Source organism: Pseudomonas sp. RIT-PI-o, assembly GCF_001297215.1.
GTDB classification, from domain to species: Bacteria; Pseudomonadota; Gammaproteobacteria; order Pseudomonadales; family Pseudomonadaceae; genus Aquipseudomonas; species Aquipseudomonas moraviensis_A.
The window spans coordinates 111224-131200 of the sequence record NZ_LHPA01000023.1; the positions used below are offsets into that span (position 1 = coordinate 111224).

Consider the following 19977-nt stretch of genomic DNA (forward strand, 5'->3'; position numbering starts at 1 on the left):
GCGAGCCTGCTCGCGAATGGCCTTCACACAATCGCAAGGCCTTGGGGCATCTGGCTTAAATACCCTGCCCGCTGGAGCGGGGCCGGTGTCGCCTGTTACCATTCGCCGCTTGATTGTTCTGCTCTTCATTTTTTCGAGACATGCCATGACCACCGTCCGCACTCGCATCGCGCCATCGCCTACCGGGGACCCCCACGTAGGTACCGCTTACATCGCATTGTTCAACTACTGCTTTGCCAAGCAGCACGGCGGTGAATTCATCCTGCGCATCGAAGACACCGATCAGTTGCGCTCGACCCGCGAGTCCGAACAGCAGATCTTCGACGCCCTGCGCTGGCTCGGCATCGACTGGAGCGAAGGTCCGGATGTCGGCGGCCCGCACGGCCCATACCGACAGAGCGAGCGCGGCGATATCTATCAGAAGTACTGCCAGCAACTGGTCGACATGGGCCATGCGTTCCCGTGCTTCTGCACCGCTGAAGAACTCGATCAGATGCGCGCCGAGCAAATGGCTCGCGGCGAAACCCCGCGCTACGACGGCCGCGCACTGCTGCTGTCGAAAGAAGAAGTCGCCGCGCGCCTGGCTGCTGGCGAACCGCACGTGATCCGCATGAAAGTGCCGAGCGAAGGCGTCTGCGTGGTGCCGGACATGCTCCGTGGCGACGTCGAGATCCCGTGGGATCGCATGGACATGCAAGTGCTGATGAAGACCGACGGCCTGCCGACGTACTTCCTCGCCAACGTCGTCGATGACCATCTGATGGGCATCACCCACGTCCTGCGTGGCGAAGAATGGCTGCCATCGGCGCCAAAACTGATCCTGCTTTACGAATACTTCGGCTGGGAACAACCAGAGCTGTGCTACATGCCGCTGCTGCGTAACCCGGACAAGAGCAAGCTGTCCAAGCGCAAGAACCCGACCTCGGTCACGTTCTACGAGCGCATGGGCTTCATGCCCGAAGCCATGCTCAACTACCTCGGCCGCATGGGCTGGTCGATGCCGGACGAGCGCGAGAAGTTCTCGCTGCAGGAGATGGTCGACAATTTCGATCTCAAGCGCGTTTCCCTCGGCGGGCCGATCTTCGATATCGAGAAATTGTCGTGGCTCAACGGTCAGTGGCTGCGCGATCTGCCGGTGGAAGAGTTTGCCGCCCGCGTGCAGAAGTGGGCGTTCAATTCCGAATACATGATGAAGATCGCGCCCCACGTGCAGGGGCGCGTCGAAACCTTCAGCCAGGTCGCACCGCTGGCGGGATTCTTCTTTGCCGGCGGCGTTAACCCGGATGCCAAGCTGTTTGAATCGAAAAAGCTCTCCGGCGATCAGGTTCGCCAGTTGATGCAGCTGATCCTGTGGAAGCTGGAAAGCCTGCGTCAGTGGGAGAAGGACAGCATCACCGCGACGATTCAGGCGGTGGTGGATTCCCTCGAATTGAAACTGCGCGACGCGATGCCGCTGATGTTTGCCGCGATCACCGGGCAGGCCAGTTCGGTGTCGGTGCTTGATGCGATGGAAATCCTTGGCCCGGACCTGACCCGTTTCCGCTTGCGCCAGGCGATTGACCTGCTGGGTGGCGTGTCGAAGAAAGAAAACAAAGAGTGGGAAAAGCTTCTGGGCGCCATCGCTTGATTGCTTTTGCTTCTCTGTAGGAGCTGCCGAAGGCTGCGATCTTTTGATCCTGCCTTCGGCGTTTCTCCCGAATTTACGGGGGAGGGCGGTAAGTGATTGTTATCCCGACAAAAAATTTTGAAATTTTTCAAAAATAAGTTTGACAGGCTTTCGATACGCCCTTAAGATTCGCCCCGTCCTCAGCGATGAGGGGCTATAGCTCAGCTGGGAGAGCGCTTGCATGGCATGCAAGAGGTCGACGGTTCGATCCCGTCTAGCTCCACCAATTTACACTTCGAGGTCTGGCCACACCGGCCTTGAAGCGATCAACACTCAGCGTTGATCAGTTGTATAGAAGGGTTTGCGTCCCCTTCGTCTAGTGGCCTAGGACACCGCCCTTTCACGGCGGTAACAGGGGTTCGAGTCCCCTAGGGGACGCCAGTTTTACAGAAGTGATGTTGCAAGAGATCACTCCGCCGCGAGGCGAAAAATCCGGGGCTATAGCTCAGCTGGGAGAGCGCCTGCATGGCATGCAGGAGGTCAGCGGTTCGATCCCGCTTAGCTCCACCAATTTTACAGTTCAAGGTCTGGCCACACCGGCCTTGAATCGATCAGCTCTCAGCACTGATCAGTTGTATAGAAGGGTTTGTGTCCCCTTCGTCTAGTGGCCTAGGACACCGCCCTTTCACGGCGGTAACAGGGGTTCGAGTCCCCTAGGGGACGCCACGATTACCCGCTCTGCGGGATTTTATAAGGGTCATTCAATTATTGAATGGCCCTTTTGTTTGTCTGGCGTTTGGCCAACTCTCCATTTTCCTTACACTGTGCTTCAGACCAGCGGTCATATTCATGACTTGCGGAATATTATTATGCGAATAATATTCTAGTCGTAATATTCGGAGGCAACGATGAACGATAAAAAAGCTCAAACCCGCGAACGCATCCTCAAGGCTGCCAGCGCCGCACTGATCCAGCGTGGCCCGGCCGACCCGAGCGTGGGCGAAGTGATGGGCGCAGCCGGCCTGACCGTCGGTGGCTTCTATGCGCACTTCGAAAGCAAGGACGCAATGATGCTCGAAGCGTTCAAGCAGCTGCTGGGCCGGCGTCGCGATCTGATCGCCGACATGGATGCCGACCTGACCGGCGAAGAACGTCGCGCCTTGGTGGCTGCGTTCTACCTGTCGCGCAAACACCGGGATTCCAGCGATGCGGCGTGCCCGATTCCGGCCTCGATCGGCGAACTGGGGCGTTTGCCGGAATCGTTCCGCATTGCGCTGAACGAGCATCTGGAGCTGATGGTGGCGCAACTGGCTGCCAGTCCTGAAGACACCGACAAGGCCCTGGCCGATGTCGCGCTGATGGTAGGTGGTCTGGCGCTGGCAAGAGCGCTGGGTCCGGGAGAGTTATCCGATCGATTGCTGCGCGCCGCCAAGTCGGCGGTGCGTTGACCTGAAGGCAACAGCCTGAGGAGAGTGCGATGAACGCGTTGAAGTGGGTTCGTGGCGTTAACGGTACCTTGGGCTGGTTTGCACCGAAACTGGTGGCGAGCAAAATGCGCCTGGCGTTCATGACGCCCCGCGCGCTTCCGCTGCGGGACTGGGAGCTGCCGCTGCTGGCGAGTTCCGAGCGCATCACTTTGCGCTTCGGCCTGTCGGCGCTGCGTTGGGGGCAAGGCCCTACGGTGTTGCTCATGCATGGTTGGGAAGGGCGGCCCACGCAGTTCGCTTCGCTGATCAAAGCGCTGGTCGACGCCGGTTATACCGTCGTCGCACTCGACGGCCCGGCCCATGGTCGTTCGCCCGGGCGCGAAGCCAACGTGGTGCTGTTCGCCCGCGCCATGCTTGAAGCCGCTGCCGAGTTGCCGCCGCTGCAAGCGGTGATCGGTCACTCCATGGGTGGCGCCAGCGCAATGCTCGCCGTGCAATTGGGGTTGCGCACCGAAACCCTGGTCAGCATCGCCGCACCGTCGCGCATTCTCGGCGTACTGCGCGGATTCGCGCGCATGGTCGGCATGCCGCCGCGTGCGCGCTCGGCGTTCATTCGTCAGGTCGAGCAGGACGTCGGCATGCGCGCCGCGACGCTTGACGTTGCCCACTATCAACTGGATATGCCCGGCCTGATCGTGCACGCCGAGGACGACAACTTCGTCTCGGTCAAGGAATCGCAACTGATTCACGAGGCCTGGTTCGACAGCCGTCTGCTGCGCCTGGAGAGTGGTGGTCATCAACGGGTGCTGGCCGACCCTCGAGTGATTGATGGCGTGTTATCACTGCTCGCCGGTCGCAGCCTTCAGGCGCGCCAATCGGCCTGAGCTCCGTTACACTGCCCCGGTTGAAAACTTTGACCGGGAGTGGGGCATGGGCTGGGATCGGGCAACGCCGTTTACCATTGATCTGCAAGTAGGCGCCGAGGACATTGACGGGCTCGGGCACGCCAATAACGCCGTGTACGTGACCTGGCTTGAACGTTGCGCCTGGCGCCACTCGCAGCGCCTCGGCCTGGACCTGGTCGAATACCGGCGACTGGATCGGGCGATGGCTGTCGTCCGCCACGAAATCGATTACCTGGCCGCGGCCTATGAGGGTGATGAACTGCAACTGGCGACCTGGATCGTCGATTGGGATCAGCGCCTGAAAATGACCCGGCATTTCCAGCTCAAACGCCCCAGCGACAACGCCACCCTGTTGCGCGCGCAGACCACGTTCGTCTGCATCGAGCTGTCGACCGGCAAGCCCAAGCGGATGCCGGCCGAGTTCATCGAAGGTTATGGCCCGGCGATCCATATCCCGGAATCTGCTCAAATCTAACCTGTAGGAGTGAGCCTGCTCGCGATGGCGGTGTATCCGCCACGTATGCATCGCCTGGCACACCGCTATCGCGAGCAGGCTCACTCCTACAAGGGATCTGCGGTTTTGCGCGTAATCCAGTAAACTGCCGCACGTTTTTTCCTCAAGTAGTGTTTCCCCATGCAAATTGCTCTGGCGCCCATGGAGGGGTTGGTCGACGACATCCTGCGCGACGTGCTGACCCGCGTTGGCGGCATCGATTGGTGCGTGACCGAATTCATTCGGGTCAACGATCAGTTGCTCACCCCGGCGTACTTCCACAAGTTCGGCCCCGAGTTGCTCAACGGCGCCCGCACCGCGTCTGGCGTGCCGCTGCGCGTGCAGTTGCTTGGTTCCGATCCGGTGTGCCTGGCGGAAAACGCCGCGCTGGCCTGCGAGCTTGGCTCGGAAGTGATCGACCTCAACTTCGGCTGCCCGGCCAAGACCGTCAACAAATCCCGCGGCGGTGCCGTGCTGCTGAAAGAGCCGGAGCTGCTCAATCAGATCGTCGAGCACGTGCGTCGTGCCGTACCGGCGCACATCCCGGTCACGGCAAAAATGCGCCTGGGTTTCGACAGTCCTGACGGTTCGCTGGTCTGCGCCACGGCGCTGGCCGAAGGCGGGGCGGAGCACATCGTCGTACATGCGCGGACGAAAATGGACGGCTACAAACCGCCGGCACATTGGGAGTGGATTCCGCGCGTACAAGACGTGGTCAAAGTGCCGGTGTTCGCCAACGGTGATATCTGGAGCGTCGAAGACTGGCGCCGTTGCCGCGAAATCAGTGGCGTCGAAGACATCATGCTCGGTCGTGGTCTGGTCTCCCGCCCGGATCTGGCCCGGCAGATCGCTGCCGCCCGCGCCGGCGAAGAAGTCGTCGAGATGACCTGGGCCGAGCTGATGCCGCTGATTCAGGACTTCTGGCTGCAGGCCAAAGCGCAGATGACCGCGCGCCAATCGCCCGGTCGCCTCAAGCAATGGCTGGCCATGCTGACGCGCAACTACCCGGAAGCCGCCGAGCTTTTCACCGTTCTGCGCCGCGAAACCGAGCCTGATCACGTCTCGCATTTGCTCGGATTGCCGCTCGTCGAGGCCGCGTAAAAAATCTGAAAATAATCTCTTGAAATCAAAACAGCGGTCCCTATCTAAGGGGTACGCGATGCCGAATTCGGGTCGCGGAGACACAAAACCTTGCTGATTGTTTTCAGGAGATTTGAATCATGAGTACTGCATTTTCCCTCGCGCCACTGTTCCGTTCCTCGGTAGGTTTCGACCGTTTCAACGACCTGTTCGAAACCGCGCTGCGTAACGAGCCAGGCAGCAGCTACCCACCCTACAACGTCGAAAAACACGGTGATGACCAATACCGCATCGTCGTTGCGGCCGCCGGTTTCCAGGAAGAAGACCTGGACCTGCAAGTCGAGAAGGGTGTGCTGACTATCAGTGGCGGCAAGCGCGACACCGACGAGAACGTCACGTTCTTGCACCAGGGCATCGCTCAGCGGGCCTTCAAGCTGTCGTTCCGTCTGGCCGATCACATCGAGATCAAGGACGCTGCCCTGCGCAACGGCCTGTTGAGCATCGACCTGCTCCGTGTGATCCCGGAAGAAGCGAAAGCCAAGCGCATCCCGATCAATGGAGCGCAACAGCCTGTCCTGCAATAACGTCGGGCAACAAAAAGGGCGCTAGTGATGGCGCCCTTTTTTGTGTCCGCTATTCGAGCAGTTTTTTCAGATCCTCCAACCCCACCGGCCGGCTGTGCAGATAGCCCTGATACAAATGGCAGTCCAGCCCCTGCAAAAACGCCAGTTGGGCCGACGTCTCCACGCCTTCGGCAATGACTTCCAGCTCGAGGCTGCGGGCCATCGCGACAATTGCGCGAATGATCTCCGCGACATTGGAGTCGGTGGTCGCATCGCGGATGAACGACTGATCGATTTTCAGCGTGTCGACCGGCAGGCGTTTCAGGTACGTCAGCGATGAATAACCGGTGCCGAAATCGTCCATGGCGAAGCTCACGCCAAGTTTTTTCAAGCGGCGCATTTTGCTGATGGTGTCGTCCAGATTCTGGATGACGATGCCTTCGGTGATTTCCAGTTTCAGCAGCGAACACGGCAGGCCGTGGCTGGTCATGCTGTGTTCGATGCGTTCGACGAAATCGTTCTGGCGGAACTGCCGCGGGCTGATGTTCACGCACAGGCTGAAGTTGAACGGGTCGACGAGTTTCAGCGCGATCAGTTGTTTGAAGGCGTTGCAGGCTTCATCGAGAATCCAGGTGCCGACTTCAAGGATCAGGCCGCTGTCTTCCAGCACCTTGATGAACTCGGTGGGCGATTGCGCGCCGAGTTCGGGATGGTTCCAGCGCACCAGGGCTTCGGCGCCGATGATGCGGTTGTCGCGGGCATCGACTTGCGGCTGGAAGTGCACGTTGAACTCGCCGCGGGACAGCGCCAGACGCAGGTCGGTCTCCATGCGCAGGCGTTCGCTGGCCGCTTTCTGCATGGTGTTGTGGTACATCTGCGTGGTGTTACGCCCGGAATCCTTGGCTCGGTACAGGGCAATGTCGGCGCGTTTGAGCAGGTCGGTCGGGGTCGAGCCGTGATCGGGAATCAATGCCACGCCGATGCTCGGCGTCACTTGCAGGCGTTGGCCGTCGAGGAACATCGGCTCCGAGAGCAGTTCGCGAATGGTGTCGGCCAGCGCGCGCACTTGCTCGCTGACTTCACTGCGCGAACCTTCGAGGCCGCTGAGCAACACCACGAATTCGTCGCCACCGAGGCGCGCCACGGTGTCTTCCATGCGCACGCTGGCTTCGAGCCGTGCGGTGATGATTTTCAGCACGGTGTCGCCGACCGGGTGGCCGAGGGAATCGTTGATGTGTTTGAAGTGATCGAGATCGAGAAACAGCAAGGCGCCACGCAGATTGTGGCGCTTGAGCAGGGCGATCTGCTGACTCAGGCGATCCATCAGCAGGGCGCGGTTGGGCAGGTTGGTCAGCGGGTCGTGATAGGCCAGGTGACGAATCTGCGCTTCGGCGTTCTTCAGCAGGCTGACGTCGCGCGCCGTAAGTAGCAGGCAGGCGGTTTCGTTAAGGGTGATCGGTTCGACCGAAACTTCTACCGTGAGCAATTCGCCGCGCTTGTTGCGCCCGAGCATTTCCTGATGATGCACGCGGCCCTTGATCTGCAGTTCGGCGAGTAGGGTCGAGCGCTGTTTTTCTTCGGCCCAGATCCCTACTTGATAAACGGTTTTGCCCACCACTTCGTCGGCGCGGTAGCCGGTGAGGCGACAGAAGCCGTCGTTGACCTCCAGATAACGCCCGGTGTCGCGCTCGGTGATGGTGATGGCGTCGGGGCTGGAGTGAAATGCCTTGGCGAACTTTTCTTCACTGGCCTTCAGCGCCGCTTCCGAGCGCTGTTGTTGGGTGATGTCACGCAGGGTGGTGACGATGCACGGCTGATCGCCGACGCTGATCTGCCGACTGGAAATCACGCAGGTCAGCGACTGGCCGTCCTTGTGCTGAACCAGAATCGCGACGTTGCTCAGGCCTTGTTCGCGAATCACCCGTTCGATGCGTTGCAGGCTTTTGGCCGAGGCGTCCCACAGGCCGATTTCTTCGGCAGTGTGGCCGATGACGTCGGCGGCGCTCCAGCCAAAGGTCTGGCTGAAGCTGGAGTTGATCTCGATGAATTCCCCGGTTTCCTGGCGCGTGACGCAGATTGGATCGGGGCTGACCTGAAACAGCGTGGCGAACTTCTCTTCCGAGGCCACCAGGCGCTGTTCGCGCTCGACCTGATCGGTGATGTCCAGCAGCGTGCCGGCCATGCGCAGCGGCGCGCCATTGTCGTCGCGATACAGGCGCGCGCGGCTTTCCAGATACCGCGAGCTGCCATCGGGCAATTGCACGCGATAGGTCAGTTGATAGTTGCCGGCCGGACCTTCGCGCAGGCTGCGGTAGGCGTCGCGCATGGTGTCGCGTTCCTCACCGGGTACCCCTTCGAAAAACTCCTCGAATGATTCATGGAATGGAATCGGCTCCAGCCCGTGCAATTGCGCGGCGCGCGCCGAGCCGTAGAGCATGCCGCTGGGGATGTGCCAGTCCCAGGTGCCGAGTTGCGCGGAGTCCAGCGCCAGGTCGAGGCGTTCCTGACTGTCCTTCAAGGCCAGTTCGGCGGCTTTGCGTTCGGTGGTGTCGAGGAACGTGCTGAGTAGATAGGGCTGGCCTTCGAGCTCGACTTTCTGCGCGCTGAGGATGCCGTCGTGGACTTGGCCGTTGCTGGCGCGGAACTGCACTTCCATGCTGATCAGTTCGCCCTTGGCCTTGGTTTTTTTCACCAGTTCGGCACGTTGCTCGGGATGCACCCACAAGCCCAGTTCCAGCGTGGTGCGGCCGATGGCGCTTTGCACCGGCCAGCCGAACAGGCTTTCGAAATACTGATTGGCTTCGCTGATCAGACCGTCCTCCTGACGGGTCAGCAGAACCATGTTAGGGCACAGGTGGAAAAGTGTAGCGAAACGTTTCTCCGAGCTGCTCAGGGCCTGCTCGCGCTGGCGTTGGTGGGTGATTTCGCGAATCACCCCGATCATTCGGGGCCGGCCGTTCTTGTCCGGCAACAGGCTGCCGCTGATTTCCAGCCAATGCAGACTGCCGTCGGGCCAGCGAATGCGGTGATGCATCGCCTGTTCCAGCGGGGCGCCGGCGATCACCGCGTGGAAGGCGCGCACGGTTTTCGCGCGGTCTTCCGGCGGCAACAGGTCGAGGTATTCCAGATCGGCGGGTAATGGCTGCCGTGGATCAAACCCGAACAATGCCTGAGTGCCCCGCGACCAGCTGATCTGCCCGCGCTCGATGTCCCAATACCAGGCACCGAGCCGCGCGCCGTTGAGCGCGGCGAGCAATTGCGGCGCGCTTTCCCAGCTCTGCTCGGAATGGCGCGGATCAACAGCCTGGATTCGCGGCATCGGCGGAATTCGGTCAACAGATTTCGGCATTGTCAGCGGGCCTTGAGCTGAGTGGCGTTAGGCACAGGGGGCGGCTCTATAGGATTAGCACAAGTCAGGCCGGAGTCCCTGGCCGATCGATTTGTGCATCCAGCAGGGCCATGAAGGCTCTTGCTGCATTCGATAGCGTCCGTTCGGTGTGCAAGATATAGCCTAGCTGGCGAGTGAGCTGTATGCCCGGCAATGCGATGCTTGCCACTTGCTCATCGAGCATGGTGCGCGGCAGCACGCTCCAGGCCAGGCCGATGGAGACCATCATCTTGATGGTTTCCAGGTAGTTGGTGCTCATGGCGATGTTCGGCGTCAGGCCCTGGGCTTCGAACAAACGCTGGACGATGTGATGGGTAAACGTATTGCCGCCGGGGAAAACCGCCGGATGGCCGGCAATGTCCGCCAGGCTGACGGCGCCGTTGTTGATCAGCGAGTGCTCCGGGGCCACGACGAAATCCAGCGGGTCGTCCCACACCGGCGTGGCTTTGACCAGGGTGTGCGGCTCCGGCGCCAGGGTGATGACCGCCAGTTCCGCGCGGCCGTGGAGAATTTCCTCGTAGGCCACTTCCGAATCGAGGAACTGAATATCCAGCGCAACCTGTGGGTAGCGGCGAGTGAACTCCCTTAATAGAGGAGGCAAGCGGTGCAGGCCGATGTGGTGACTGGTGGCCAGGGTCAGGCGACCGCTGACTTCCCCGGTCAGGTTGGTCAGGGCGCGGCGGGTGTCGTCGAGCACATTGAGAATCTGATAAGCCCGTGGCAGCAGGGCGCGGCCAGCCTCGGTCAGGCCGACTTCACGTCCCAGGCGATCGAACAGGCGCACCTTTAATTGCTGCTCAAGCCCGGCAATGCGCTTGCTGATCGCCGGTTGGGTCAAGTGCAGGCGTTCGCCCGCGCCGGAGAAGCTGCCGGTCTCGGCGATGGCAATAAACGCATTGAGGTTAGCCAGATCCATGTCGCATTCCAGTTGGTTATCCAAAGCATGAAAAATATGAATTTGAGTTATTTAATCTAACCCCATAGGATCGGCCTCACAAGCCAAAGGGTCATTGATAAGCCCAGGGCATAGAAACAAGCTGATGAGGAACCGTCTGATGGCCGGCAAAACGCTCTACGACAAGCTCTGGGATTCGCATTTGGTCAAGCAGCGCGACGATGGCTCGGCGCTGATCTATATCGATCGTCACATCATTCACGAAGTGACTTCGCCGCAAGCCTTCGAGGGCTTGCGTCTGGCCGGGCGCAAGCCTTGGCGCATCGATGCCAACATCGCCACACCGGACCACAACGTACCGACCACCCCGGAGCGCAAGGGCGGCATCGAAGCCATTGCCGACCAGGTTTCGCGTTTGCAGGTACAGACCCTCGACGACAACTGCGATGAATACGGCATTGTCGAGTTCAAGATGAACGACGTTCGCCAAGGCATCGTCCACGTCATCAGCCCGGAGCAGGGCGCGACCTTGCCGGGCATGACCGTAGTCTGCGGCGACTCGCACACCTCGACCCATGGCGCATTCGGCGCGTTGGCCCACGGCATCGGCACATCCGAGGTCGAGCACGTGCTCGCCACGCAATGCCTGGTGGCGAAGAAAATGAAAAACATGCTGGTGCGCGTCGAAGGCCAACTGCCGTTCGGCGTGACCGCCAAGGACATCGTCCTCGCCGTGATCGGCAAGATCGGCACCGCCGGCGGTAACGGCCATGCCATCGAATTTGCCGGCAGCGCGATCCGCGATCTGTCCGTCGAAGGCCGCATGACCATCTGCAACATGTCCATCGAAGCCGGCGCCCGTGTCGGCCTGGTGGCAGCGGATCAGAAGACCATCGATTACGTCAAAGGTCGTCCATTCGCGCCGAAGGGCGAGCAGTGGGGCATGGCCGTCGAAGCCTGGAAAGATCTGGTTTCCGACGCCGATGCCAAATTCGACACCGTGGTCGAGCTGGACGCCGCGCAGATCAAGCCGCAAGTCAGCTGGGGCACTTCCCCGGAAATGGTTTTGGCTGTTGATCAGAACGTGCCGGACCCGGCGAAGGAAATGGATCTGGTCAAGCGCGACTCAATCGTCCGCGCCCTGAAATACATGGGTTTGACCGCCAATCAGGCGATCACCGACATTCAGCTTGATCGCGTGTTCATCGGTTCCTGCACCAACTCGCGCATCGAAGACTTGCGCGCGGCTGCGGTCATCGCCAAGGGTCGCAAGGTCGCCTCGACCATCAAGCAGGCGATCGTCGTGCCGGGCTCGGGTCTGGTCAAGGCGCAGGCCGAAGCCGAAGGGCTGGACAAGATTTTCCTCGAGGCCGGTTTCGAATGGCGCGAGCCCGGGTGCTCGATGTGCCTGGCGATGAACCCGGACCGTTTGGAGTCCGGCGAGCATTGCGCCTCGACTTCCAACCGCAACTTCGAAGGCCGTCAGGGCGCCGGTGGCCGTACCCACCTCGTCAGCCCGGCCATGGCGGCGGCAGCAGCGGTGAACGGCCGTTTCATCGACGTTCGTGAATTGATCCAAGGAGCACAGTAAAGATGAAGGCATTTACTCAGCACACTGGTCTTGTCGCGCCTCTGGATCGTGCCAACGTCGACACCGATCAGATCATTCCCAAGCAGTTCTTGAAGTCGATCAAGCGCACCGGTTTTGGTCCGAACCTGTTCGACGAGTGGCGTTATCTGGATGTTGGCCAGCCGTATCAGGACAACTCCAAGCGCCCGTTGAACAAGGATTTCGTCCTCAACGCCGAGCGTTATCAGGGGGCCAGCGTGCTGCTCGCCCGCGAGAACTTCGGCTGCGGTTCGAGCCGTGAACACGCGCCCTGGGCGCTGGAAGAGTATGGTTTTCGCAGCATCATCGCGCCCAGTTATGCCGACATCTTCTTCAACAACAGTTTCAAGAACGGTCTGCTGCCGATCATCCTCAGCGATGCAGAAGTTGATGAACTGTTTAAGCAGGTTGAAGCCGAGCCGGGTTATCAATTGCAGATCGATCTGCAAGCGCAGACCGTGACCCGCCCGGATGGCAAAATCTACAGCTTCGAGATCGACGCGTTTCGCAAGCATTGCCTGCTCAATGGTCTGGACGATATCGGCCTGACCCTGCAGGACGGCGATGCGATTGCGACGTTCGAGGCGAAGCATCGGGTTAGCCAGCCGTGGTTGTTTCGCGACGCCTGATTTGCGTATGGCGAATGGCGCTATCGCGAGCAGGCTCACTCCTACATTTGAAATGCGTTCCCCTGTAGGAGTGAGCCTGCTCGCGATGGGGCCCTCCAAAGCAACACAAAATTGAACAGGATGTCCCCATGACCAGCACCACCCAGCACTCCCAGGTCGTCCAGACACAATTCGGCGAACAGGCCGCCGCTTACCTGAGCAGCGCCGTTCACGCCCAAGGCAGTGAATTCGCACTGCTGCAGGCCGAGCTGGCCGGGCGGGGCGCGGCACGGGTGCTGGATCTGGGTTGTGGCGCCGGGCATGTCAGTTTTCATGTCGCACCGCTGGTCAAGGAGGTTGTGGCTTACGACCTGTCGCAGCAAATGCTTGATGTGGTTGCCGGCGCTGCCGTCGATCGCGGCTTGAGCAATATCGTCACGGTCAATGGCGCTGCCGAGCGCTTGCCATTCGCCGAGGGTGAGTTCGATTTTGTGTTCAGCCGTTATTCGGCGCATCACTGGAGCGACCTCGGCCTGGCCCTGCGCGAAGTGCGCCGGGTGCTCAAGCCGGGCGGAGTGGCGGCGTTCGTCGATGTGTTGTCACCGGGCAGTCCGTTGTTCGACACTTACCTGCAAAGCGTTGAAGTACTGCGCGATACCAGTCACGTCCGCGACTACTCCGCCGCCGAGTGGCTGCGCCACGTCAGCGAGGCCGGTCTGCATGTGCGCAGCACCTCGCGCCAGCGCCTGCGTCTGGAGTACAACAGCTGGGTCGAGCGCATGCGCACGCCTGAAGTGCTGCGCGCGGCGATTCGCCAGTTGCAGCAGTCGATGGGCAGCGAAGTGCGTGAATATTTTGAAATTGATGCCGACGGCTCGTTCAGTACCGATGTGATCGTACTGATGGCTGAGCGATAAGCATTTTTCCGGGCGCGCCGTTCAGTGGCGCACCGCTTGAAGACACGAGGAAAGCATGAGCAAGCAGATTCTGATTCTCCCGGGTGACGGTATTGGTCCGGAAATCATGGCCGAAGCGGTCAAGGTGCTGGAACTGGCCAATGACAAGTACAGCCTGGGCTTCGAGCTGAGCCACGACGTCATCGGTGGCGCGGCCATCGACAAGCACGGCGTGCCGCTGGCCGACGAAACCCTCGATCGCGCCCGTGCTGCCGATGCGGTGCTGCTGGGCGCGGTCGGTGGCCCGAAATGGGACACCATCGAGCGTGACATCCGCCCCGAGCGCGGTCTGCTGAAAATCCGTGCGCAACTGGGTCTGTTCGGCAACCTGCGCCCGGCGATCCTGTATCCGCAACTGGCCGACGCGTCGAGCCTGAAGCCGGAAATCGTCGCCGGCCTGGACATTCTCATCGTCCGTGAGCTGACCGGCGGCATCTACTTCGGCGCGCCGCGTGGCACCCGTACGCTGGACAACGGTGAGCGTCAGTCCTACGACACGCTGCCGTACAGCGAAAGCGAAATCCGCCGCATCGCCCGTGTCGGTTTCGACATGGCCATGGTCCGCGGCAAGAAGCTCTGCTCGGTGGACAAGGCCAACGTCCTGGCGTCCAGCCAGTTGTGGCGTGAAGTGGTAGAGCAGGTTGCAAAGGATTACCCGGAAGTCGAACTGAGCCACATGTACGTCGACAACGCCGCCATGCAACTGGTGCGTGCGCCGAAGCAGTTCGACGTGATCGTCACCGACAACCTGTTCGGCGACATCCTCTCCGACGAAGCGTCGATGCTCACCGGCTCGATCGGCATGCTGCCGTCGGCCTCGCTGGACTCCAACAACAAGGGCATGTACGAGCCGTGCCACGGTTCGGCCCCGGACATTGCCGGTAAAGGCATTGCCAACCCGCTGGCGACGATCCTGTCGGTGTCAATGATGCTGCGTTACAGCTTCAATCTGCACGATGCTGCCGATGCCATCGAAAAAGCCGTCAGCGTCGTGCTCGATCAGGGCTTGCGCACCGGCGACATTCATTCCGCCGGTTGTACCAAAGTCGGTACGCAGGAAATGGGCGACGCAGTAGTCGCCGCGCTGCGGAATCTGTAATCTCTCGGGCCCGCTGCGAAATTCAATACAAAGCAGCGGCCCACTTTTCAAGAAGGTGTAGTTGCGATGAAACGTGTAGGTCTGATCGGTTGGCGCGGGATGGTCGGTTCCGTGCTCATGCAGCGGATGCTGGAAGAGCAGGATTTCGATCTTATCGAGCCGGTGTTTTTCACCACGTCCAATGTCGGTGGCCAAGGCCCGTCCGTGGGCAAGGACATTGCTCCGCTCAAGGACGCTTACAGCATTGACGAGCTGAAGACCCTCGACGTGATCCTGACCTGCCAGGGCGGCGACTACACCAGCGAAGTATTCCCCAAGCTGCGCGAAGCCGGCTGGCAGGGTTACTGGATCGATGCGGCGTCGAGCCTGCGCATGAACGATGACGCGGTGATCATTCTTGACCCGGTCAACCGCAAGGTCATCGACCAGCAGCTGGACGCGGGTACCAAGAACTACATCGGCGGCAACTGCACCGTCAGCCTGATGCTGATGGGCCTGGGCGGTCTGTTCGAAGCCGGTCTGGTCGAGTGGATGAGCGCCATGACCTATCAGGCGGCCTCCGGTGCCGGCGCGCAGAACATGCGTGAACTGATCAAGCAGATGGGCGCGACCCATGCCGCTGTTGCCGATCAACTGGCCGACCCGGCCAGCGCGATTCTCGACATCGACCGTCGCGTGGCCGAAGCCATGCGCAGTGATGCGTACCCGACGGAAAACTTCGGCGTACCGCTGGCCGGCAGCCTGATCCCGTGGATCGACAAGGAACTGCCGAACGGCCAGAGCCGCGAAGAATGGAAGGCCCAGGCCGAGACCAACAAGATCCTCGGTCGCTTCAAGAGCCCGATCCCGGTCGACGGCATCTGCGTGCGCATCGGTGCCATGCGCTGCCATAGCCAGGCATTGACCATCAAGCTGAACAAAGACGTGCCGATCGCCGACATCGAAGGGCTGATCAGCCAGCACAACCCTTGGGTCAAACTGGTGCCGAACCAGCGCGAGATCAGCATGCAGGAGCTGAGCCCGACCAAGGTCACCGGCACCCTGAACGTCCCGGTCGGCCGTCTGCGCAAGCTGAACATGGGTTCGCAATTCGTCGGAGCCTTCACCGTCGGCGACCAGCTGCTGTGGGGCGCGGCTGAACCGCTGCGCCGCATGCTGCGGATCCTGCTGGAGCGTTGATCGCTTGAAGTTGTGAAAGAGCCCGTGCCTTGTGAGAGGTGCGGGTTTTTTTATGCCTGAAGATGCGGTGCCTTGCCTGGCATCTTTGCGAGCAGGCTCGCTCCCACCTTTGAAATGCATTCTCCCTGTGGGAGCGAGCCTGCTCGCGAAGAGGGCGGTACAGGCACCCCCGAATTGCCTGCATGGCAGTCAGCCGGTAAAGTGCCGCTCCCCCCGTTTTGCCAGAGGTAGCTCCATGACCCAGACTTTCGATATCGCCGTTATCGGCGCCACCGGTACTGTCGGCGAAACCCTCGTACAGATTCTCGAAGAGCGCGACTTTCCGGTCGGCAACCTGCACCTGTTGGCCAGCAGTGAATCGGCTGGCAGTTCGGTGCTGTTCCGCAACAAGAACGTGCGCGTGCGTGAGGTCGACGAGTTCGATTTCAGCAAGGTCAGACTGGTGTTCTTCGCCGCCGGCGCTGCGGTGTCCCTGAGCTACGCGGCGCGCGCCCACGCCGCCGGTTGCTCGTTGATCGACCTGTCCGGCGCCTTGCCGGCGGATCAGGCGCCGCAGGTGGTGCCGGAGGCGAATGCCGAAGTCCTCGCCAGTCTGAAAAGCCCGTTCCAGGTCAGCAGCCCAAGTCCGTCGGCCACGACCCTTGCGGTGGTGTTGGCGCCGCTGCTCGATCTGATCGACCTGCAGTACGTCAACGTCACCGCCAATCTGGCGGTTTCTGCGCAAGGTCGTGAGGCGGTCACCGAACTCGCGCGGCAGACCGCCGAACTGCTGAACATGCGTCCGCTGGAGCCGACGTTCTTTGATCGGCAGATGGCGTTCAACCTGCTGGCCCAGGTCGGCACGCCGGATGCGCAGGGCCATACGCTGCTGGAAAAACGCCTGGTGCGTGAGCTGCGGCAGGTACTGGCGAAACCTTTATTGAAGATTTCTGCCACTTGCGTTCAAGCCCCGGTGTTTTTTGGCGATAGCTTTAGCGTGACCTTGCAGTCAGGTAGTGCTGTTGACCTGGAAAAGGTCAACGCAGCGCTCGAAGCTGCGCCGGGCATCGAGCTGGTTGATGCCGGCGATTATCCGACCGCTGTCGGCGACGCAGTGGGGCAGGACGTGGTCTATGTCGGGCGCGTGCGCAGCGGCGTCGACGACCCGGCGGAACTAAATCTTTGGCTGACGTCAGATAACGTACGCAAAGGCGCGGCGCTCAATGCCGTGCAACTGGCTGAGTTGTTGATAAAAGACCTGCTGTAAAAGATACTTGGCAACAATTTGTCGACTGATTCTAGGTGCGCGCTATGCTTGCCCGAAGCGATCGATGACGAGTCACTCTCCGGGACTTTCCGGGGCAGCACAGAAATGATCGCGCGCGGCGACTTCCGTCGTCGCGCGCAATGCCTTACGGCAGCGGTATTCAAAAGCTTCTCGCTGGCCGAGGAACGTTCAAACAAAGGATGAGGCTATGGTTCAAGTTCGCAAACTGGTGTTAGCAATAGCGGCCGCCTCGGCGCTGTCCTCCGGTATGGCGCATGCCCTCGGGCTCGGGGAGCTGACCCTGAAGTCGACCCTGAACCAGCCGTTGGTGGCTGAAATCGAGCTGCTCGACGTCAAGGATCTCACCGCCGCCGAGGTGGTGCCGAGCCTGGCTTCACCCGAAGATTTCGCCAAGGCCGGCGTCGACCGCCAGGCGTTTCTCAATGATCTGACCTTCACCCCGGTGCTCAACGCCAACGGCAAAAGCGTGTTGCGCGTCACCTCGAGCCAACCGTTGTCGGAACCGATGGTGAAGTTCCTCGTGCAAGTGATGTGGCCCAATGGCCGCTTGCTGCGTGATTACAGCGTGCTGCTGGATCCGTCGAAGTTCTCGCCGCAGACCGCTGACGCTGCCGCGCAACCAGCGCCGTCGCAGACCATCACTGCGCCAACCACTGGCGCCACCCATCGCAATCAATACACCACCACACCGCGCGATACCCTGTGGGAAATCGCCGCGAAGGCGCGCAACGGCGGCTCGGTGCAGCAGACCATGCTGGCGATTCAGGCACTCAATCCGAATGCCTTTATCGACGGCAACATCAACCGTCTGAAAACCGGTCAGGTGCTGCGTCTGCCGGACTCGGTGCAAAGCACGGCGCTGCCACAGTCTGCGGCCATCGCTGAAGTGGCGGCGCAGAACGAAGCCTGGCGTCAGGGCCGTCGTTACGTGGCCAAGCCAGGCACCGGTCAGCAGCAACTCGACGCGACCAATCGCGGCCGTGGCAACACGGGGGCTGCGCCCAACACCCAGGACAACCTGAGCCTGGTCTCGGCGGAAAACGCCAAGCCCGGCGCGAAAGGCCCGGCAGGTGATGCCAAGGCGCTGAGCAACAAACTGGCGATCACTCAGGAAAACCTCGACACGACCCGTCGTGACAACGAGGAACTGAAAAGCCGCATGGCTGATCTGCAAAGTCAGCTGGACAAGCTGCAGAAGCTGATCGAGCTGAAGAACAATCAATTGGCGAAGATGCAGGCTGATGGCACCGGTGTCGCGCCGGGCGCAGCGGCTGGCGCCAACGGTGCTGTGCCGCCGGTGCCGGCGATTACCGCCGAACTGGCCGCGACTCCGCCGGCGACTCCGGCGGACGCCGCAGCGGCTTCGCCCACCCCGGAGTCGGCGATTGCGCCGCCAGCGGAAACGCCAGTGGAGCCGGTTGTAGAACCGGTGGTCGAAACCACACCGGCTGCTGCTGACGATGACAAGGCCTTCAACGACCTGCTGACCAATCCGATCCTGCTCGGCCTGATCGGCGGCGGTGCGGTGGTTCTGCTGCTTCTGTTGTTGCTGCTGGCGCGCCGTCGCAAAGCCCAGCAGGAAGCTGAAAAGCATCTGCGCATGGCCCGCGCCCTGGCTGAAGAACAAGAGTTTTCCGCCGAGCATGATTTGCCGGAAAGCAGCTTCTCTGGCCTGGAAACTCCCGCGGCGAGCGTCAAGCTCAACACGCCTGCTCCGGCACCTGCGCCAACGCCCGCACCGGTTGTCACTCCGGTGGTGATGGCTGCGCCGATCGCCGCGCCTCTGGTGGCCCCGGCCGGCGAGCGCTCGGATGACGTGCTCGACAAGGCGCAATCGCACATCAATGCCGGTCGCCTGAATCAGGCCGCCGCGCTGCTGGAAGAGGGTGTCAGCCTCGAGCCGGAACGCAGCGATCTGCGCCTGAAACTGATGGAAGTCTACGGTCAGCAGGGCGACCGCGATGCGTTCGTCGCGCAAGAGCGTCAACTGGTGGCCAATGGCGATAACTTCGCCAAGGTCGAAGCACTGAAAAGCCGCTTCCCGGCCATGGCCGTGGTAGCTGCCGGTGGGCTGGCGGCGGCCGCCGTTGCTGCCGAACTGGACGCGCAATACGTCAAGGATCTGTTGCAGGACGAGCCGCAAGCGCCTGAGCCTGCGACTGACGATCTTGACACGGCGTTCGATTTGAGCCTGGATGATCTCGACAACATCACTCCGGTCGACCCTGCCCCAGTGGTTGAGCCAGAAGCGCCGGTCGAGCTGGATGAGTTCCCGGCTGAAGACGATCTGAGCTTCGCCTCGGTGCTGCAAGAGCAGACCGAGATGAAAGACAATCTCGACGATCTGTCGGACTTCGATCTGGACATGGATCTAGGCGCCGAACCATCGCCGGCCACTTTGGCTGAAGATGACTTCCTGCTGGATCTGGACGAGGGCGTGAAAGATTTGCCTGCGGTCGAGACGCCGGCAGTGGCTGAGGTGCCGCAGGATGATCTGGAGTTGCCAGCCGATTTCGACCTCTCACTGGCCGACGAAATGGACACCAATCCAGCAGCCGAGCCGGATGCGTTCGCGGCCGAACTGGACGACGTCAATGCCGAGCTCGATCGCCTGTCGCAAAGCATGGCCGAACCGACCTTTACCGAAGCGGACGCAGCGTTGGGCGATGACTTGGGCGAAGATGATTTCGACTTCCTCGCCGGTACTGACGAAGCGGCGACCAAACTCGATCTGGCCCAGGCTTACATCGACATGGGCGACGCCGACGGTGCGCGTGACATCCTCAACGAAGTGTTGACCGAGGGTGACGAGAAGCAGCGGGGCGAGGCCAAGGAAATGCTTTCCAACCTGGTCTGAGTTCAGCAACAAACAAAAACGGCAGCCCGGTGAGGCTGCCGTTTT

15 protein-coding genes and 4 tRNA genes are annotated in these 19977 nt (G+C 61.0%); 17 read left to right on the plus strand and 2 right to left on the minus strand.

Annotation, left to right across the window (positions count from 1 at the left end):
- The first annotated feature begins 145 nt into the window (after positions 1 to 145).
- The 10 genes from gltX to AEQ63_RS14480 all read left to right on the plus strand — a co-directional run bounded on the left by gltX (position 146) and on the right by AEQ63_RS14480 (position 6095).
- Positions 146 to 1627 carry a glutamate--tRNA ligase gene (gene gltX / locus AEQ63_RS14435; RefSeq protein WP_064363987.1) on the plus strand — a complete coding sequence of 494 codons (1482 nt, stop codon included), beginning with the start codon at positions 146 to 148 and terminating at the stop codon, positions 1625 to 1627.
- A 189-nt stretch (positions 1628 to 1816) separates the two neighbouring features.
- A tRNA-Ala gene (locus AEQ63_RS14440) sits at positions 1817 to 1892 on the plus strand.
- A gap of 79 nt (positions 1893 to 1971) precedes the next feature.
- Positions 1972 to 2047 (plus strand) — tRNA-Glu (locus tag AEQ63_RS14445).
- A 53-nt stretch (positions 2048 to 2100) separates the two neighbouring features.
- Positions 2101 to 2176, plus strand: a tRNA-Ala gene (locus AEQ63_RS14450).
- 80 nt (positions 2177 to 2256) lie between these two features.
- Positions 2257 to 2332 (plus strand) — tRNA-Glu (locus AEQ63_RS14455).
- A gap of 182 nt (positions 2333 to 2514) precedes the next feature.
- Positions 2515 to 3054, plus strand: a complete 540-nt coding sequence (locus AEQ63_RS14460; protein ID WP_039762033.1) for a TetR/AcrR family transcriptional regulator — start codon at positions 2515 to 2517, stop codon at positions 3052 to 3054.
- 29 nt (positions 3055 to 3083) lie between these two features.
- Positions 3084 to 3917 (plus strand): alpha/beta fold hydrolase, encoded by an 834-nt coding sequence (locus AEQ63_RS14465; RefSeq protein WP_064363914.1) that lies wholly within the window; start codon positions 3084 to 3086, stop codon positions 3915 to 3917.
- A 46-nt stretch (positions 3918 to 3963) separates the two neighbouring features.
- Entirely contained in the window at positions 3964 to 4413 is a 450-nt protein-coding gene (locus AEQ63_RS14470; RefSeq protein WP_042609420.1) for an acyl-CoA thioesterase, read from the plus strand.
- A gap of 159 nt (positions 4414 to 4572) precedes the next feature.
- The gene (locus AEQ63_RS14475) at positions 4573 to 5532 is read left to right on the plus strand and encodes a tRNA dihydrouridine synthase (RefSeq protein WP_064363915.1); all 960 of its coding nucleotides are present in this window, start codon (positions 4573 to 4575) and stop codon (positions 5530 to 5532) included.
- A 119-nt stretch (positions 5533 to 5651) separates the two neighbouring features.
- Complete coding sequence (locus tag AEQ63_RS14480) at positions 5652 to 6095, plus strand: Hsp20 family protein (protein WP_042609422.1); 444 nt, start codon at positions 5652 to 5654, stop codon at positions 6093 to 6095.
- A gap of 49 nt (positions 6096 to 6144) precedes the next feature.
- On the opposite strand, the gene AEQ63_RS14485 is transcribed toward AEQ63_RS14480, so the two are convergent.
- Together AEQ63_RS14485 and AEQ63_RS14490 are read right to left on the minus strand one after the other, a co-directional pair.
- Entirely contained in the window at positions 6145 to 9423 is a 3279-nt protein-coding gene (locus AEQ63_RS14485; protein ID WP_064363916.1) for a PAS domain S-box protein, read from the minus strand.
- 64 nt (positions 9424 to 9487) lie between these two features.
- Positions 9488 to 10378, minus strand: coding sequence for a LysR family transcriptional regulator (locus tag AEQ63_RS14490; protein WP_042609424.1), 891 nt, complete (start codon positions 10376 to 10378; stop codon positions 9488 to 9490).
- 139 nt (positions 10379 to 10517) lie between these two features.
- On the opposite strand from AEQ63_RS14490, the gene leuC reads away from it, so the two are divergent.
- The 7 genes from leuC to AEQ63_RS14525 all read left to right on the plus strand — a co-directional run bounded on the left by leuC (position 10518) and on the right by AEQ63_RS14525 (position 19932).
- The gene (gene leuC, locus AEQ63_RS14495) at positions 10518 to 11948 is read left to right on the plus strand and encodes a 3-isopropylmalate dehydratase large subunit (protein WP_064363917.1); all 1431 of its coding nucleotides are present in this window, start codon (positions 10518 to 10520) and stop codon (positions 11946 to 11948) included.
- A gap of 2 nt (positions 11949 to 11950) precedes the next feature.
- The gene (gene leuD, locus AEQ63_RS14500; RefSeq protein ID WP_064363918.1) at positions 11951 to 12595 is read left to right on the plus strand and encodes a 3-isopropylmalate dehydratase small subunit; all 645 of its coding nucleotides are present in this window, start codon (positions 11951 to 11953) and stop codon (positions 12593 to 12595) included.
- Positions 12596 to 12723: 128 nt separating this feature from the next.
- Positions 12724 to 13491 carry a class I SAM-dependent methyltransferase gene (locus AEQ63_RS14505; RefSeq protein WP_064363919.1) on the plus strand — a complete coding sequence of 256 codons (768 nt, stop codon included), beginning with the start codon at positions 12724 to 12726 and terminating at the stop codon, positions 13489 to 13491.
- A gap of 55 nt (positions 13492 to 13546) precedes the next feature.
- Positions 13547 to 14629 (plus strand): 3-isopropylmalate dehydrogenase, encoded by a 1083-nt coding sequence (gene leuB, locus AEQ63_RS14510; RefSeq protein WP_042609427.1) that lies wholly within the window; start codon positions 13547 to 13549, stop codon positions 14627 to 14629.
- Between the two features lie 66 nt (positions 14630 to 14695).
- A complete protein-coding gene (gene asd, locus AEQ63_RS14515) occupies positions 14696 to 15808 on the plus strand; it encodes an aspartate-semialdehyde dehydrogenase (protein WP_064363920.1) in 1113 nt (370 codons plus the stop codon).
- Positions 15809 to 16043: 235 nt separating this feature from the next.
- Entirely contained in the window at positions 16044 to 17054 is a 1011-nt protein-coding gene (locus tag AEQ63_RS14520) for an aspartate-semialdehyde dehydrogenase (protein WP_064363921.1), read from the plus strand.
- Positions 17055 to 17262: 208 nt separating this feature from the next.
- Entirely contained in the window at positions 17263 to 19932 is a 2670-nt protein-coding gene (locus AEQ63_RS14525) for a FimV/HubP family polar landmark protein (protein ID WP_064363922.1), read from the plus strand.
- The last annotated feature ends 45 nt before the right edge of the window (positions 19933 to 19977 follow it).